We start from the raw sequence: 14876 nt of genomic DNA on the forward strand, positions 1-14876 counted from the left end.
AATGTCAGACCTAAACCCGATTCTGTCCGGCTCGGCGCAAAGCATCGCAGCCTATCAGGATGCTATCGAGCAGAGTACGAGAGCGGTGGTTGAATGGTTGAAGCAGCCTGAGATGTATCAGGGCAAAACCGTTGAACAGCTGCGCGAACGCATCAACCTGAATTTTACGTCTCAGGGCCTGGGCAACCAGGCCGCTATTGAGCGTGCGGTTGAATACTTTCTGAAAGACAGCCTGTTAGTGCACCATGCCCAGTGCGTGGCGCACCTGCATTGTCCGAGCCTGGTGATTAGCCAGGCGGCGGAAGTGCTGATCAACGCCACTAACCAGAGCATGGACTCCTGGGACCAGAGCCCATCCGCCACCATCATTGAGATCAAATTGATCGAATGGCTGCGCGAGCAGGTGGGCTATGCGGCGGGCGACGCCGGCGTGTTCACCAGCGGCGGCACTCAGAGTAACCTGATGGGCCTGATGCTGGCGCGTGATGCTTTCTTTGCACGCCAGGGTCATTCCATTCAGCAGGATGGTTTGATCGGCGATCTGAGCAAAATCAAAGTGTTTTGCTCAGAAAGCGCTCACTTCTCCGTGCAGAAGAACATGGCGCTGATGGGGCTGGGTTACCGCTCAGTGACCCAGGTGAAGACCGATGCGTTCTCCCGCATGGATGTGGCTGACCTGAAAGATAAGCTGGCCCAGGCGAAAGCGAACGGCGAGCAGGTGATGGCGATTGTTGCCACCGCAGGGACCACCGATGCAGGCGCCATCGATCCGTTAGCGGATATCGCGGCGTTGTCGGCGGAGCATCAGATTTGGTTGCACGTGGATGCAGCCTGGGGCGGGGCGTTATTGCTGTCTGAGAAGTATCGCAACTTCCTGAACGGCCTTGAGCTGGCAGATTCTGTCACTCTGGATTTCCACAAACAGTTCTTCCAGACCATCAGTTGCGGCGCGTTCCTGTTAAAAGATGCTCGCCACTATGAACTGATGCGCTATCAGGCGGCGTACCTGAACTCTGATTTCGATGAAGAAGCTGGCGTGCCGAATCTGGTGTCGAAGTCGCTGCAGACCACGCGCCGTTTTGATGCGTTGAAGCTGTGGATGGGGCTCGAAGCGCTGGGCAAAAAGCAGTATGCCGAAATCATTGATAATGGCGTAACGCTGGCACGCGATGTAGCTGAGTTTGTCAAAACTCAGCCGCACCTGGAACTGGTGATGGAGCCGCAACTGGCAAGCGTGTTGTTCCGCTTCCGTCCTGAAAGCGACGATATGGCGTTCGTTGCACTACTGAACCAACGTATTGGCGACGTTCTGCTGGCTTCGGGGAGCGCCAACGTCGGGGTGACTGAAGCGGATGGCATCACCTGCCTGAAGCTGACGCTGCTGAACCCGACGGTGTGTCTGGAGGATGTGAAAGTCCTGTTGGCCAGCGTTAAGGTAACGGCTGAAAAGTTGCTGAAAGCGTAAGCAATAAGCTTGTTATAAAAATGGCTCCCACTACGGGAGCCATTTTTTTGTCTGTCATTTATGGCCTTGCGGCGCTTCCCTTAGCCGGGATAGACGTCCGTTGATGTCCGCCAGCGCGGCGTCTTTATTCGGGAAGAATGCCAGACGCCCGGGGATCGGCTGAATACCTGCGCGAGCCATGGTACGCAGCGGCTGGAATTCCAGGTTAGATACCCGCAGTTCGCAGCCTTCAGGCAGCTTTTTGACAAAGCGCTGGAAGGCGTCCAGACCACCGGCATCCAGTACCGGGACGGCGTCCCATTTCAGCACCACAATGCGTTTACCTGCAATACGCGACTCGAGATCGGTAAATAATCCCTCCGCAGCGGCAAAGAACAGTGGGCCAATGACGCGCAGCACCAGCACATCATCCGGTACGTCTACGTTGACCGGTGCCAGACGCGTCATGCGGGCAATACGGCGCATAAACAGCAGAGAAGCGAGAACGATACCGACGCTGATGGCGATAACCATATCGAACAACACCGTCAGCGACATACACATCAGCATGACAATGATGTCGTCTTTTGGCGCATGACGCAGCAGATCCACCACTTTATGCGCTTCACTCATGTTCCATGCCACCATTAGCAACAGCGCGGCCATGGCGGAAAGCGGTAACCAGGAAAGCAGTGGCGCAAGCACCAGCAGGGCGAGGATCACCAGAATTGCGTGGATGACCGCAGAAATTGGCGAGGTCGCTCCGGCACGGACGTTTGCCGCTGAACGGGCAATTGCCGCCGTGGCAGTGATACCGCCAAAGAACGGGGCGACGATATTGCCCAGACCCTGGCCAATCAGTTCGCTGTTGGCTTTATGCTTGGTGCCGGTCATCCCATCGAGGACGACAGCGCACAGCAGAGATTCGATTGCCCCGAGCATTGCCATCGAGAAGGCTGCCGGTAACAGCGCCTGTAACGAGCTCCAGCTAAGGGTAAAGTTTGATTCTGGCATATTCCACGGTAAAACCAACTGCGGCAGCAGTTGTGGGATACCATTGCCTTGCGAGCCATCGGCCAGAATATAGTGGAACTGAGATCCGATGGTGGCGACATGGCCGCCGGTCAGGTTCACGATCCCCATCACTGCGCAGCCTGCCAGCAGTGCAGGAAGGTGTCCCGGTAATCGGATACCCAGACGTGGCCAGAAAATCAGGATCCCCAGTGTTACTACGCCAATCGCGGCATCACCCACGTTGATGGTCGGCAAGGCCATAAACAGCGCGCCAACCTTCTGCAAATAGTGCTCTGGAACATGGGGCATTTGCAGGCCGAGAAAATCTTTAATCTGCATGGTACCGATGGTGATACCAATACCCGAGGTAAAACCTAATGTCACAGACAGCGGAATATATTCGATCAGGCGGCCAAAGCGGGCGAGGCCGAAAAGGATCAGGAATATCCCGGACATTAACGTGGCAACCAGCAGGCCTGCCAGTCCAAACTGTTGCGACACCGGATACAGAATCACCACGAAGGCGGCGGTAGGGCCAGATACGCTAAAGCGCGAGCCCCCGGTAAGGGCGATAACGATCCCAGCGACGGCTGAGGTATACAGGCCGTACTGCGGAGCAACGCCACTGCCTATTGCCAGCGCCATCGCCAGTGGAATGGCAATGATCCCAACCGTTATCCCGGCGATCAGGTCGCGGGTAAAGCGGGAAGCAGTATATTTTTCTTTCCAACAAGCGTCGATGAGGGCGCGGAAAGGCATCACATGTGAGGAAAATAATCTGTTCACAATAATGTTTCATCCATGGGCGCATCATCTGTCAACTGAATGGCAGGTGAAGGAGGCAAAAGTCATACAAATAAATATTACAGATAAAAAAACCCGCCGCAGCGGGTTTTTGAGCCGGGCTCGATTAATGCTCGAACATAGCAGAGATGGATTCTTCGTTGCTGATACGACGAATCGCTTCGGCCAGCATACCCGACAGGGTCAATGTACGCACGTTTGGCAATGCTTTGATTTCGTCAGTCAGTGGAATGGTGTCACAGACAACGACTTCATCAATCACAGAGTTGCGCAGGTTGTTTGCCGCATTACCTGAGAAGATCGGGTGGGTTGCGTAAGCAAAAACGCGTTTTGCACCACGTTCTTTCAGTGCTTCTGCTGCTTTACACAGCGTACCGCCGGTATCGATCATGTCATCAACCAGTACGCAGTCACGACCTGCAACGTCACCAATAATGTGCATCACCTGAGAAACGTTCGCACGCGGGCGACGTTTGTCGATGATAGCCATGTCGGTATCGTTCAGCAGTTTAGCGATAGCGCGGGCACGCACGACGCCACCGATATCCGGAGAAACCACAATCGGGTTGTCCAGATTCAGCTGCAGCATGTCTTCTAACAGGATCGGGCTACCGAATACGTTATCAACCGGTACGTCGAAGAAGCCCTGGATCTGTTCAGCATGCAGGTCAACGGTGAGGACGCGGTCAACGCCAACGCTGGACAGGAAATCAGCGACGACTTTAGCGGTAATCGGAACACGAGCGGAACGTACGCGACGATCCTGACGTGCATAGCCGAAGTAAGGAATAACGGCGGTGATACGGCCTGCGGAAGCACGGCGCAGCGCATCAACCATAACGACCAATTCCATCAGGTTGTCGTTAGTAGGGGCACAAGTGGACTGGATGATGAAAATATCACCACCGCGTACATTTTCATTGATTTGTACGCTGACTTCGCCGTCGCTAAAGCGACCTACAGCGGCGTCGCCGAGTGAAGTGTACAGGCGGTTGGCAATACGTTGTGCTAGTTCCGGGGTGGCGTTACCAGCAAAAAGCTTCATATCAGGCACGAGAAGAACCTCAGGCATGCGTCCATTGGTGGAAAGAATCTGCCGAAAACTGTGCGGGCCGGGCAGAATCCTCTCCATGCGGTGTATTAAAGAGCGCGATGCAACGTCTGGAACAGGGTGACGTTGTCACCGCAACTCAGCTTGCCCGGCTTACTCGGTATCCTTCACGTTTCATGTGCGCTGGCATCAATTCCTCGCACCAGTGACATACGTTTGTATGCTCCTGGCGACTCGTCATTTCGCCATCTTCCTGAAACCCGAAGGATTTAGAGTAACGCTCTTTGCAATGGGGAGAGGTTGACGCCTTTCGCCACAAAGCCTTTGAGCCATTCCGGGGCTTGCTCAAGCACCTGGCGAGCACGAGACTCAGTGTCAAATTCAGCAAAGACACAAGCCCCTGTACCAGTCAGGCGCGACGGCGCGTATTCTAACAGCCAGGAAAGCGCCGCATCAACCTCGCGAAAACGTTTTCTTGCGATAACCTCGCAATCATTGCCGAATTCACATTTTAGTAACGTTTCTATTGACCTTTTTGGCGTATTACGCGGGAGGTCGGGATCTTTAAAAATCACCGGCGTTGGAATGCTGACTCCCGGATGAGCAACCAGATACCACTTTTCCTTCGGCTCGACCGGCGTCAGAATTTCTCCCACACCTTCGGCAAAAGCCGCATGACCGCGTACGAACACAGGAACATCCGCCCCCAGCGTCAGGCCGATCGCCGCTAGCTCATCCACGGAAAGTCCGCACTGCCAGAGATGATTCAGCGCCACCAGAACGGTCGCCGCATTTGATGAACCACCGCCGAGGCCACCGCCCATCGGCAGGCGCTTTTCGATACTGATGTCCGCGCCGATTCCTTTGGGAAGGCGATTGCTTTCAGATGCCGTCGTCATTAGCAAACGCGCCGCACGGACGATCAGGTTGTCTTCATGCGCAACGCCTTCCACCGGAGTTAAAAGGTGAATTTCATCGTCGCTACGCAGCGCAATATCTATCGTGTCGCCGTAATCCAGAAACTGGAACAACGTCTGCAGCGTATGGTAACCGTCCGCACGCTGCCCGGTGATGTATAAAAACAAATTCAGTTTTGCCGGAGAGGGCCAACGGGTCATCATTTCACAATCCAGTTGTCCATTTTCAGCTTAATACGCTGGGAGCCATCGGACAGTTCCATGTTCGCCGGCATCGCCGGCTGGATTTTGCTGTCGTAGGCGCTATAGACCACTTTCCAGTTTTTACCGTCTTTGCTGTAGTTCACTTCACTCAGACGATATTGGTCGTCGAGTTTATAATCGGTGGCGTCTCCCGGCAGTCCCAGGATCCACTGGCGTAAGCTGTTCAATGGAATAGGCATGCCGGTCAGTTTTCCAATCATCTCTTCGGCGTCGTCGGCGGTGTAGTGCTTACCTTTGTTATCGACAAGCTCGACGTTGCCCGGCTGCGCATTGAGTTCGAGTTCAGTGCTGCCCAGCGGGTTGGTCAGCAAGAGGCGATAGCGATCCTGTCCGGTTTGCTGCCAGAAAAAGCGGGCATACACCTTCTGTTGATCGGAAATATAGGCAAACGCACCGCGCGTCTGATATTGGTTCAGGGCGCGTACTTCCTGCTGGTGCTGTCGCCACTGTGGAGAGTCGGGGCTTTTGCCAGGACCTTTCGGCGCGTTGAGCGTACAGGCAGTAAGAACCAGGGCCGCCAGCGGCAGCAGGCGAATCAGGCGAAAATCAGGCAGGGTCATAATGATGACAAATCCTTGAGATACGTTGCAGTTATAACGCTTAATGCTAGCGCCACCATCAGACATCGTCTACGTTCAAGTTATCTTAATTCGCTTAAATTTGTGCACTAAGCTATTACTCCAAAAGGGGTCAGTCTCTTTTATTGACCGCACGCATCCTGTATGATGCACCCAGTCTAACCTTATCAACGCTGGTACTATTCCCGCAGACATGACCCTTTTAGCGCTTGGTATTAACCATAAAACGGCACCTGTATCGCTGCGAGAACGCGTAACGTTTTCGCCGGATACGCTCGATCAGGCGCTGGACAGCCTGCTTGCGCAGCCAATGGTGCAGGGCGGGGTGGTATTGTCGACGTGTAACCGCACGGAGCTGTATCTCAGCGTTGAAGAGCAGGATAACCTGCAAGAAGCGCTGGTTCGCTGGCTGTGCGAATACCATAATCTCAATGAAGAAGACCTGCGCAATAGCCTGTACTGGCACCAGGACAACGACGCCGTCAGTCATCTGATGCGTGTCGCCAGCGGCCTGGATTCGCTGGTGCTCGGTGAGCCGCAGATTTTGGGGCAGGTGAAAAAAGCCTTTGCGGACTCGCAAAAAGGCCATCTGAACGCCAGCGCACTGGAGCGCATGTTCCAGAAATCATTCTCTGTCGCTAAACGTGTACGCACAGAAACGGACATCGGCGCCAGCGCCGTGTCCGTCGCGTTTGCCGCCTGTACACTGGCGCGGCAGATCTTTGAATCGCTCTCTACGGTAACCGTGTTGCTCGTCGGCGCTGGCGAAACCATCGAACTGGTGGCGCGACACCTGCGCGAGCACAAAGTGAAGAAGATGATCATCGCTAACCGTACGCGCGAGCGTGCGCAGGTGCTGGCTGATGAAGTCGGCGCAGAGGTGATTTCGCTGAGTGATATCGACGCGCGTTTACAGGATGCCGATATTATTATCAGCTCCACCGCCAGCCCGCTGCCGATTATCGGCAAAGGAATGGTGGAGCGTGCGCTTAAAAATCGTCGTAACCAACCTATGCTGCTGGTGGATATCGCCGTACCGCGCGATGTCGAGCCGGAAGTGGGTAAGTTGTCCAACGCCTATTTGTATAGCGTTGATGACCTACAAAGCATCATTTCGCATAACCTGGCGCAGCGCAAAGCGGCAGCCGTGGAAGCCGAAACGATTGTGGCGCAGGAAACCAGCGAGTTTATGGCCTGGCTACGCGCTCAGGGCGCAAGTGACACAATCCGCGAGTACCGCAGTCAGTCAGAACAGATCCGTGATGAACTGACCGCCAAAGCGCTGGCCGCTCTTCAACAGGGTGGTGATGCGCAAGCCATTATGCAGGATTTGGCCTGGAAACTGACCAACCGCCTGATTCATGCACCAACCAAATCACTTCAACAGGCCGCCCGTGACGGGGATAGTGAACGCCTGAATATTCTGCGCGACAGCCTCGGGCTGGAGTAGCAGCACACCAATCTTATTTTTTACAGGGTGCATTTACGCCTATGAAGCCTTCTATCGTTGCCAAACTGGAAGCCCTGCATGAACGCCATGAAGAAGTTCAGGCGCTGCTCGGTGATGCGGGTACTATCGCAGACCAGGAACGCTTTCGTGCACTGTCGCGCGAATATGCCCAATTAAGCGATGTATCCCGCTGTTTTACGGACTGGCAACAGGTTCAGGAAGATATCGAGACCGCTCAGATGATGCTCAACGATCCTGAAATGCGTGAAATGGCGCAGGATGAACTGCGCGAAGCAAAAGAGAAATGCGAACAGTTGGAACAGCATCTGCAGGTACTGCTGTTACCTAAAGATCCCGATGATGAACGTAACGCCTTCCTCGAAGTGCGTGCGGGAACCGGTGGTGATGAAGCGGCGCTGTTTGCGGGGGATCTGTTCCGCATGTACAGCCGCTATGCTGAAGCGCGTCGCTGGCGGGTAGAGATCATGAGCGCCAGTGAAGGCGAGCACGGCGGCTATAAAGAAGTCATTGCCAAGATTAGCGGCGAAGGCGTTTACGGCCGACTGAAATTTGAGTCAGGCGGTCATCGCGTGCAGCGTGTTCCGGCGACGGAATCACAGGGCCGTATTCACACCTCTGCCTGTACGGTTGCGGTCATGCCGGAACTACCGGATGCAGAACTGCCGGACATCAACCCGGCCGATCTGCGTATTGATACCTTCCGCTCATCCGGCGCAGGGGGTCAGCACGTTAACACCACCGACTCCGCTATCCGTATTACTCACTTGCCGACCGGTATTGTGGTTGAGTGCCAGGACGAACGTTCACAGCATAAAAACAAAGCGAAAGCGATGTCGGTACTGGGGGCGCGAATTCGTGCTGCGGAAGTGGCGAGACGCCAGCAGGCGGAAGCCTCTGAACGTCGTAACCTGTTAGGCAGCGGCGATCGCAGCGATCGCAATCGTACCTATAACTTCCCGCAGGGGCGCGTGACCGATCACCGCATTAATCTCACGCTCTACCGTCTGGATGAAGCGATGGAAGGTAAACTGGATATGCTCATTGAGCCGATTGTCCAGGAATATCAGGCTGACCAACTGGCGGCATTGTCCGAGCAGGATTAATGGATTATCAGCACTGGCTGCGTGAAGCGATAAGCCAATTACAGGCAAGCGAAAGCCCGCGCCGTGACGCCGAGATTTTACTCGAGTTTGTGACCGGTAAGGGGCGCACCTTTATTCTGGCGTTTGGCGAAACGGTGTTAACCGAGGCGCAGCGTCAGCGGCTCGATACATTACTGGAACGCCGTCAGCGGGGGGAGCCTGTGGCACATCTGACCGGCGTGCGCGAGTTCTGGTCGCTGCCGCTGTTTGTGTCTCCGGCTACGCTTATTCCACGTCCGGATACCGAGTGTCTGGTTGAGCAGGCGCTGGCTCGTCTGCCTGCCTCTGCGTGTCGTATTCTCGATTTGGGAACCGGTACGGGCGCCATTGCGCTGGCGCTGGCAACCGAGCGTCCGGATTGCGCGGTGACCGCGGTTGACCGCATGCCCGATGCTGTAGCACTGGCAACCCGCAACAAACAGCATCTGGCTATCGACAATGTTTGCGTGCTGCAAAGCGACTGGTTCAGTGCTTTGCAGGGGCAGCAGTTTGACATGATTGTCAGCAATCCGCCGTATATCGACGAACAAGACCCGCACCTCGAGCAGGGCGATGTACGTTTTGAGCCGCTATCGGCACTGGTGGCGGGCGAGCAGGGAATGGCGGATATCGTGCATATCATTGACCAGTCTCGACAAATGCTAACGCCCGGCGGTTATCTGCTGCTGGAGCACGGCTGGCAGCAGGGACAGGCCGTCCGCGACGCCTATACTCATGCCGGTTACCAGACAGTTGAAACCTGCCGTGACTATGGCGGCAACGAGCGAATTACGCTTGGACGCCTTCCATCATGAGTTCCTTCAGAGTGTTACTCAACGTCCATCTCATCAGCATTGCGCTTTCTGTTGGTCTGTTGACGCTGCGTTTTTGGTGGCGTTACACCGACTCACGTCTTGCCTGCGCACGCTGGACGCGCATTGTGCCGCCAGTTGTGGATACCGTTTTATTACTCAGCGGCGTGGCGTTAATGCTTAAAGCGCACATCCTGCCATTCACTGAGCACGGGACATGGCTGACTGAAAAGCTGTTTGGGGTTATCATTTACATCGTTTTGGGTTTTATTGCGCTCGATTATCGTCGGGCGCGCAGTCAGCAGGCGCGATTAGTCGCATTTCCGCTGGCGCTGGTGGTGCTGTACATCATCATTAAACTCGCCACCACAAAAATACCGTTACTGGGGTAAGCATGAGGTCGTTAGCTGATTTCGAATTTAATAAAGCGCCATTGTGTGATGGGATGATCCTGGCGTCGGAGACTATCCGTCTGGATTTTCCAACACAAACTGTTTATGACGAACTGGAACGTCTGGTTAGTCTGGCGCAAGAAGAAATTAGCCAGCTCCTGTCTCAGGATGAGCAACTGGAAAAACTGCTGGCACTTTTTTATGGCGAATGGGGGTTTACGGACACCCACGGCGTCTATCGTCTTTCTGATGCACTATGGCTTGACCAGGTTCTGAAAAATCGTCAGGGCAGCGCCGTGTCGCTGGGCGCGATCTTATTATGGATTGCCAACCGACTGGAACTGCCGTTGGTGCCGGTGATTTTCCCGACACAACTCATCCTGCGTATTGAATCGCTCGATGGCGAAATGTGGCTAATCAATCCGTTCAATGGCGAAACGTTAAATGAGCACACGCTGGAAGTCTGGTTGAAAGGGAATATCAGCCCGGTTGCGGAGTTATTTAACGAGGACCTGGATGAAGCGGATAACGCGGAAGTGATCCGCAAACTGCTGGACACGCTGAAATCATCGCTGATGGAAGAGCGGCAAATGGAACTGGCCCTGCGTGCCAGCGAAGCATTATTACAGTTTAATCCTGAAGACCCGTATGAAATACGCGACCGTGGATTAATCTACGCGCAGCTGGAGTGTGAGCATGTTGCGCTGACCGATTTAAGCTATTTCGTTGAACAGTGTCCGGAAGACCCGATCAGCGAAATGATTCGTGCGCAGATTAATACTATTTCGCACAAACAAATTGTATTGCATTGATTAATGACACTTTACCTACCGTTTAAGGCGATCCTATGAAACAAAAAGTGGTTAGCATTGGCGACATCAACGTGGCAAATGACCTGCCGTTCGTGCTGTTTGGCGGAATGAACGTGCTGGAATCCCGCGATCTGGCGATGCGCATTTGTGAGCACTACGTAACCGTTACTCAAAAGCTGGGTATCCCTTACGTGTTCAAAGCCTCCTTTGATAAAGCCAACCGTTCTTCCATCCACTCTTACCGTGGACCGGGCCTTGAAGAAGGGATGAAAATCTTCCAGGAACTGAAGCAGACTTTTGGCGTAAAAGTGATCACCGACGTCCACGAAGCCAGCCAGGCACAACCTGTTGCTGACGTGGTGGATGTGATTCAGTTGCCGGCATTCCTCGCTCGCCAGACCGATCTGGTGGAAGCGATGGCGAAAACCGGTGCCGTTATTAACGTGAAGAAACCGCAGTTCGTAAGCCCTGGTCAGATGGGTAATATCGTGGATAAATTCCATGAAGGCGGTAACGATAAGGTTATTCTCTGCGACCGTGGCGCGAACTTTGGTTATGACAACCTGGTTGTGGATATGCTGGGCTTTAGCGTGATGAAAAAGGTCTCCGGCAACTCGCCGGTGATTTTCGACGTGACCCATGCGCTGCAGTGTCGCGATCCGTTTGGTGCAGCAAGCGGTGGGCGTCGTGCGCAGGTTACCGAACTGGCGCGTGCAGGTATGGCAGTCGGTCTGGCAGGCCTGTTCATTGAAGCGCATCCGGATCCAGCCAATGCGAAATGCGATGGCCCATCCGCGCTGCCGCTGGCGAAACTGGAACAGTTCCTGACGCAGATTAAAGCCATTGATGACCTGGTGAAAAGCTTCGACGAGCTGGATACCGAGAACTAAGCTGACAGAGCTTGTGCTTATCAGGCCTACGAAAGGAAATAAAAAGCCGGACCCGACAAGTTGAGTCGGGTCCGGCTTTTTTCATCAGGCAAATATTGTCATCAGATAGGCGATAAACAGCGCCAGATGAGCCGCACCGTTAAGCACATTGGTGCGTCCAGTGGAGAAAGAGATATGGCACAGTACCAGTGATGAAACCATCACAATCATCTCTGGCGCGCCCAGCGCAAACACTAAATCATTTCCGGTTGCCCATGCGATCAGCGTCACCACCGGTACGGTCAGTGAAATAGTGGCTAATACCGAACCGAAGAACAAATTCATCGCCCGCTGTACCTGATTGCTCAGCACCGCTTTCAGCGCGCCCAGTCCTTCAGGAGAGAGGATGAGTAACGCGACCAGGAAACCGGTAAAGGCTACTGGTGCATTCAGTTCTGTCAGCAATGTCTCCAGTGGGCTGGCGTTCATCTTGGTTACGGCGATAACGGCGATCAGATGAATGATAAGCCAGGCGGCGTGCCACATATTGCTGTGTGCTGACGGCTTACCGTGATGCGGGTCGTCATCGTCGCCTTCGTCTTCATGCTCGTAAATAAACAGGCTTTGGTGGGTTTTGGTTTGAATCAGCAAAAATACACCGTACATTGCCGCAGAAATTAATGCGACCAACAGCGCCTGCGCCGTCGTGAAATTCGCGCCCGGTAAAGCCATTGGGAACACCAGTACAATAATGGCCAGTGGGAACAGGGCGATTAAATACTGTTTAATACCAAACAGGTTCATATACTGTGTAGCAAATTTACGTCCACCCAACAGTAATGAAAAACCGACCAGACCGCCGGTGACGATCATAATGATTGAATACAGCGTATCGCGCATGAGGGTAGGCGCAGCATCACCGGTCGCCATTAATGCCGAGATCAAACTGACTTCAAGAATAACAACGGACAGGCTGAGGATCAGTGACCCGTAGGGTTCGCCAAGTCGATGCGCTAATACATCCGCATGACGGACAACGCTGAATGCGCTGCTTAATATACCAATAAGGGCCAGCGCATTAATACCGATGACCACTGGTAGTGACTGACTGCTCCCCCAGAAGAACAGGACTACCAGCGCCAAAATCGGGAAGACGAGAGAGGTCTCCTTGTGGCGGGTTTTTACCGCCTCATGTACTTGTGTCATTGAACTAATTCTCCATCTCTGCAGGTATTTATAATTATAAAAGTATTAAAGAATGTAAAAAATAACAGATCTTTCGGTAATTCCGATCTGATTTTACGTAATTTTACGGCATGGAACATTTTTTGCATCAAAGCGAACAAAATTGCATATCTTGTTTATAGAGTATTTAAATAACAAAGCATTAGATTTTACCGTCAACAAGAATTGCTAATAGTACTGATACAAATGATAGTGCAGGGTTTAGCAACGCGAGAGGATATAAAGTGCCGTTGACGCTTTGTTGCCTTGCAAGCGAGCGGCGAATTGCCTATTGTCCAGCTATTGGTTTCAAAATGAGCAGTAAAAAGCCTGGAAGGCGTCAAAAAAGTTGTCGCACGGAAGCAGCAGTGGCGGAGGTGTAAGGTGTTAACGCGTGATTTTTTATTGAATGCCGACTGTAAGACGGCGTTTGGTGCTATTGAAGAATCACTACTCTGGTCAGCGGAACAACGGGCAGCTTCACTGGCCGCCACGCTTGCTTGCCGACCCGATGATGGACCGGTGTGGATCTTCGGTTATGGATCGTTGATGTGGAATCCGGCCTTAGAGTTTGATGAGTCCTGTACCGGGACGTTAGTCGGCTGGCACCGTGCTTTTTGCCTGCGCCTGACGGCGGGGAGAGGAACGGCGGGTCAGCCTGGACGCATGTTGGCCTTGAAAGAGGGCGGACGCACCACCGGCGTAGCCTACCGCCTACCGCACGCGTCGTTGGAACAAGAGCTTTCTTTACTGTGGAAGCGTGAAATGATAACCGGATGCTATCTGCCCACCTGGTGCCAGTTGGCGCTGGATGATGGTCGGACGGTGAACGCGCTGGTCTTCATTATGGATCCGCGCCATCCGCTGTTTGAGTCAGACACGCGTGCGCAGGTGATCGCTCCGCTTATTGCTGCGGCGAGTGGGCCTTTAGGCACCAACGCCCAGTATTTGTTCTCGCTGGAACAAGAGCTGGTTAAGTTGGGGATGCAGGATGACTGTCTTAACGATCTGGTGATTACGGTCAAACGATTGTTGGGAGAGAATCTGCCGGAGGGCGTTATGCGACCAGGGTTTGCCTGAACCCCGCCAGGAACTGAATGCCCGAAAGCCAGACGCTTTTCGGGCATTTAACGCTTAGGCTGCAATATAACTTATCGAATGCTCAAGCGACTGGCTGTGGCTGTCGATCAGCACATTCCAGATGCCCGTATAGGGCACGGTCAGCCATGCGTTATCACGATCCTGCACGCTTAAAATGTCGGACTGCGTGTCTTTGACGTGATTTTTCTCGCTCATCAAATGGATATGACAGCGCTCAGAACAGCGCACAACCACCGTATCGCCACCAAATAACTTTAAACTCGCCTTCACTAATGCCATTTTTCACCCCGTTCTTGAAAACAACGTACTTTCTGTCGAAAGTGCTGCGTGATGTTGTTCACATTTCACTCATTGCATAACACCAAAGGGGGAGCAACAGGATGCTGATTTTGATCAAAAAATGGCATAACGATTAAACAAAAGTGACAAAATCCCTCAAAAGGGTTGAAAGGGCGTGCTAACGTTCAACGAAACCGCGCCCATCTACAATTAAATCCGGAAATTATCGACACTTTCAGTGCGCTTGCCTGAAAACGTTGTATCAGAAGGTCAATACCTTATCTGCATCCAGCGTCCATTGCGCCAGTTCAACCAGCGTACCGACGGCCACTCCGTCAATTAACGGTAGCGCCGTGATCCCACGGCCATCGGTGCAGGTTTTGCACAGTTTCACCGGAACATTTTGCGCCGTCAGAATCTCCAGCATTTGCTGAATATTGTATCCTTCAGCGGGTTTCTGGCCACGCAATCCCGCAGTTACCGCGTCTGACATTAAAAACAGACGCAGGTCGAGAGAGCCTTCTTGTTCGCGCAAGGCGATAGCCAGACGCAGGCTGTTGAATAACGATTCGCTTCCGTAGGCCGCACCGTTCGCGACGATCACTATCTTTTGCATTTTTACTCCTTTTGCTGCATATGAGCGTTAATAACTGACACGTATGTTACACCTCTTTCTCGATGCCAGGATAATGCCGAAAAAGGTGGGAAGGGCTGAAAATCAAT

Annotated in this window: 15 protein-coding genes; 8 read left to right on the forward strand and 7 right to left on the reverse strand. The window is 53.3% G+C overall.

The genetic code is table 11. The annotated features are described in order from the left end of the window. The first annotated feature begins 1 nt into the window (after window position 1). Complete coding sequence (locus tag NMD08_RS11615) at window positions 2-1465, forward strand: aspartate aminotransferase family protein (RefSeq protein ID WP_278238113.1); 1464 nt, start codon at window positions 2-4, stop codon at window positions 1463-1465. Window positions 1466-1519: 54 nt separating this feature from the next. Here the strand turns inward: NMD08_RS11615 and dauA are convergent, their stop codons facing one another. The 4 genes from dauA to lolB form a co-directional block, all read right to left on the reverse strand. Next, entirely contained in the window at window positions 1520-3244 is a 1725-nt protein-coding gene (dauA, locus tag NMD08_RS11620) for a C4-dicarboxylic acid transporter DauA (protein ID WP_151225536.1), read from the reverse strand. Between the two features lie 124 nt (window positions 3245-3368). Continuing rightward, complete coding sequence (gene prs, locus NMD08_RS11625; RefSeq protein WP_001518537.1) at window positions 3369-4316, reverse strand: ribose-phosphate diphosphokinase; 948 nt, start codon at window positions 4314-4316, stop codon at window positions 3369-3371. A gap of 266 nt (window positions 4317-4582) precedes the next feature. Then, window positions 4583-5434: a 4-(cytidine 5'-diphospho)-2-C-methyl-D-erythritol kinase gene (gene ispE / locus NMD08_RS11630; protein WP_151219405.1), complete on the reverse strand. Its 852-nt coding sequence runs from the start codon at window positions 5432-5434 to the stop codon at window positions 4583-4585. Next, complete coding sequence (lolB, locus tag NMD08_RS11635; RefSeq protein WP_151219404.1) at window positions 5431-6054, reverse strand: lipoprotein insertase outer membrane protein LolB; 624 nt, start codon at window positions 6052-6054, stop codon at window positions 5431-5433. Before lolB ends, ispE begins: the two co-directional genes overlap by 4 nt. A gap of 211 nt (window positions 6055-6265) precedes the next feature. Between lolB and hemA the strand changes: the two genes are divergently transcribed. The 6 genes from hemA to kdsA are packed head-to-tail and all read left to right on the forward strand — an operon-like array spanning window position 6266 to window position 11570. After that, window positions 6266-7522, forward strand: coding sequence for a glutamyl-tRNA reductase (hemA, locus tag NMD08_RS11640; RefSeq protein WP_151219403.1), 1257 nt, complete (start codon window positions 6266-6268; stop codon window positions 7520-7522). 41 nt (window positions 7523-7563) lie between these two features. After that, window positions 7564-8646 (forward strand): peptide chain release factor 1, encoded by a 1083-nt coding sequence (prfA, locus tag NMD08_RS11645; protein ID WP_151225534.1) that lies wholly within the window; start codon window positions 7564-7566, stop codon window positions 8644-8646. Beyond that, complete coding sequence (prmC, locus tag NMD08_RS11650; RefSeq protein ID WP_187259579.1) at window positions 8646-9479, forward strand: peptide chain release factor N(5)-glutamine methyltransferase; 834 nt, start codon at window positions 8646-8648, stop codon at window positions 9477-9479. The genes prfA and prmC overlap by 1 nt, the downstream gene beginning before the upstream one ends. Continuing rightward, window positions 9476-9868, forward strand: coding sequence for an invasion regulator SirB2 (gene sirB2 / locus NMD08_RS11655; RefSeq protein WP_187259580.1), 393 nt, complete (start codon window positions 9476-9478; stop codon window positions 9866-9868). Before prmC ends, sirB2 begins: the two co-directional genes overlap by 4 nt. A gap of 2 nt (window positions 9869-9870) precedes the next feature. After that, window positions 9871-10680, forward strand: coding sequence for an invasion regulator SirB1 (gene sirB1, locus NMD08_RS11660; protein WP_187252325.1), 810 nt, complete (start codon window positions 9871-9873; stop codon window positions 10678-10680). A gap of 35 nt (window positions 10681-10715) precedes the next feature. Beyond that, a complete protein-coding gene (gene kdsA / locus NMD08_RS11665; RefSeq protein WP_003020772.1) occupies window positions 10716-11570 on the forward strand; it encodes a 3-deoxy-8-phosphooctulonate synthase in 855 nt (284 codons plus the stop codon). Between the two features lie 84 nt (window positions 11571-11654). Here the strand turns inward: kdsA and chaA are convergent, their stop codons facing one another. Beyond that, entirely contained in the window at window positions 11655-12755 is a 1101-nt protein-coding gene (gene chaA / locus NMD08_RS11670) for a sodium-potassium/proton antiporter ChaA (RefSeq protein ID WP_003020769.1), read from the reverse strand. A gap of 402 nt (window positions 12756-13157) precedes the next feature. On the opposite strand from chaA, the gene NMD08_RS11675 reads away from it, so the two are divergent. Continuing rightward, entirely contained in the window at window positions 13158-13853 is a 696-nt protein-coding gene (locus NMD08_RS11675; protein ID WP_151219399.1) for a gamma-glutamylcyclotransferase, read from the forward strand. Window positions 13854-13907: 54 nt separating this feature from the next. Here the strand turns inward: NMD08_RS11675 and NMD08_RS11680 are convergent, their stop codons facing one another. Together NMD08_RS11680 and NMD08_RS11685 are read right to left on the reverse strand one after the other, a co-directional pair. Further along, window positions 13908-14153: a DUF1883 domain-containing protein gene (locus tag NMD08_RS11680; protein WP_003020763.1), complete on the reverse strand. Its 246-nt coding sequence runs from the start codon at window positions 14151-14153 to the stop codon at window positions 13908-13910. A gap of 262 nt (window positions 14154-14415) precedes the next feature. Continuing rightward, on the reverse strand, window positions 14416-14769 hold the full coding sequence (locus NMD08_RS11685) for a DsrE/DsrF/TusD sulfur relay family protein (protein WP_151219398.1): 354 nt from the start codon (window positions 14767-14769) through the stop codon (window positions 14416-14418). Window positions 14770-14876 lie beyond the last annotated feature (107 nt).

The organism is Citrobacter meridianamericanus (assembly GCF_041320245.1).
GTDB lineage: Bacteria > Pseudomonadota > Gammaproteobacteria > Enterobacterales > Enterobacteriaceae > Citrobacter > Citrobacter meridianamericanus.

Excerpts from the sequence above, each read along its gene's own strand:
- NMD08_RS11615 (WP_278238113.1), top strand. The coding sequence starts at position 2 with ATGTCAGACCTAAACCCGATTCTGTCCGGCTCGGCGCAAAGCATCGCA.
- ispE (WP_151219405.1), bottom strand. The coding sequence starts at position 5,434 with ATGATGACCCGTTGGCCCTCTCCGGCAAAACTGAATTTGTTTTTATAC.
- lolB (WP_151219404.1), bottom strand. The coding sequence starts at position 6,054 with ATGACCCTGCCTGATTTTCGCCTGATTCGCCTGCTGCCGCTGGCGGCC.
- hemA (WP_151219403.1), top strand. The coding sequence starts at position 6,266 with ATGACCCTTTTAGCGCTTGGTATTAACCATAAAACGGCACCTGTATCG.
- prfA (WP_151225534.1), top strand. The coding sequence starts at position 7,564 with ATGAAGCCTTCTATCGTTGCCAAACTGGAAGCCCTGCATGAACGCCAT.
- prmC (WP_187259579.1), top strand. The coding sequence starts at position 8,646 with ATGGATTATCAGCACTGGCTGCGTGAAGCGATAAGCCAATTACAGGCA.
- sirB2 (WP_187259580.1), top strand. The coding sequence starts at position 9,476 with ATGAGTTCCTTCAGAGTGTTACTCAACGTCCATCTCATCAGCATTGCG.
- sirB1 (WP_187252325.1), top strand. The coding sequence starts at position 9,871 with ATGAGGTCGTTAGCTGATTTCGAATTTAATAAAGCGCCATTGTGTGAT.
- kdsA (WP_003020772.1), top strand. The coding sequence starts at position 10,716 with ATGAAACAAAAAGTGGTTAGCATTGGCGACATCAACGTGGCAAATGAC.
- chaA (WP_003020769.1), bottom strand. The coding sequence starts at position 12,755 with ATGACACAAGTACATGAGGCGGTAAAAACCCGCCACAAGGAGACCTCT.
- NMD08_RS11680 (WP_003020763.1), bottom strand. The coding sequence starts at position 14,153 with ATGGCATTAGTGAAGGCGAGTTTAAAGTTATTTGGTGGCGATACGGTG.
- NMD08_RS11685 (WP_151219398.1), bottom strand. The coding sequence starts at position 14,769 with ATGCAAAAGATAGTGATCGTCGCGAACGGTGCGGCCTACGGAAGCGAA.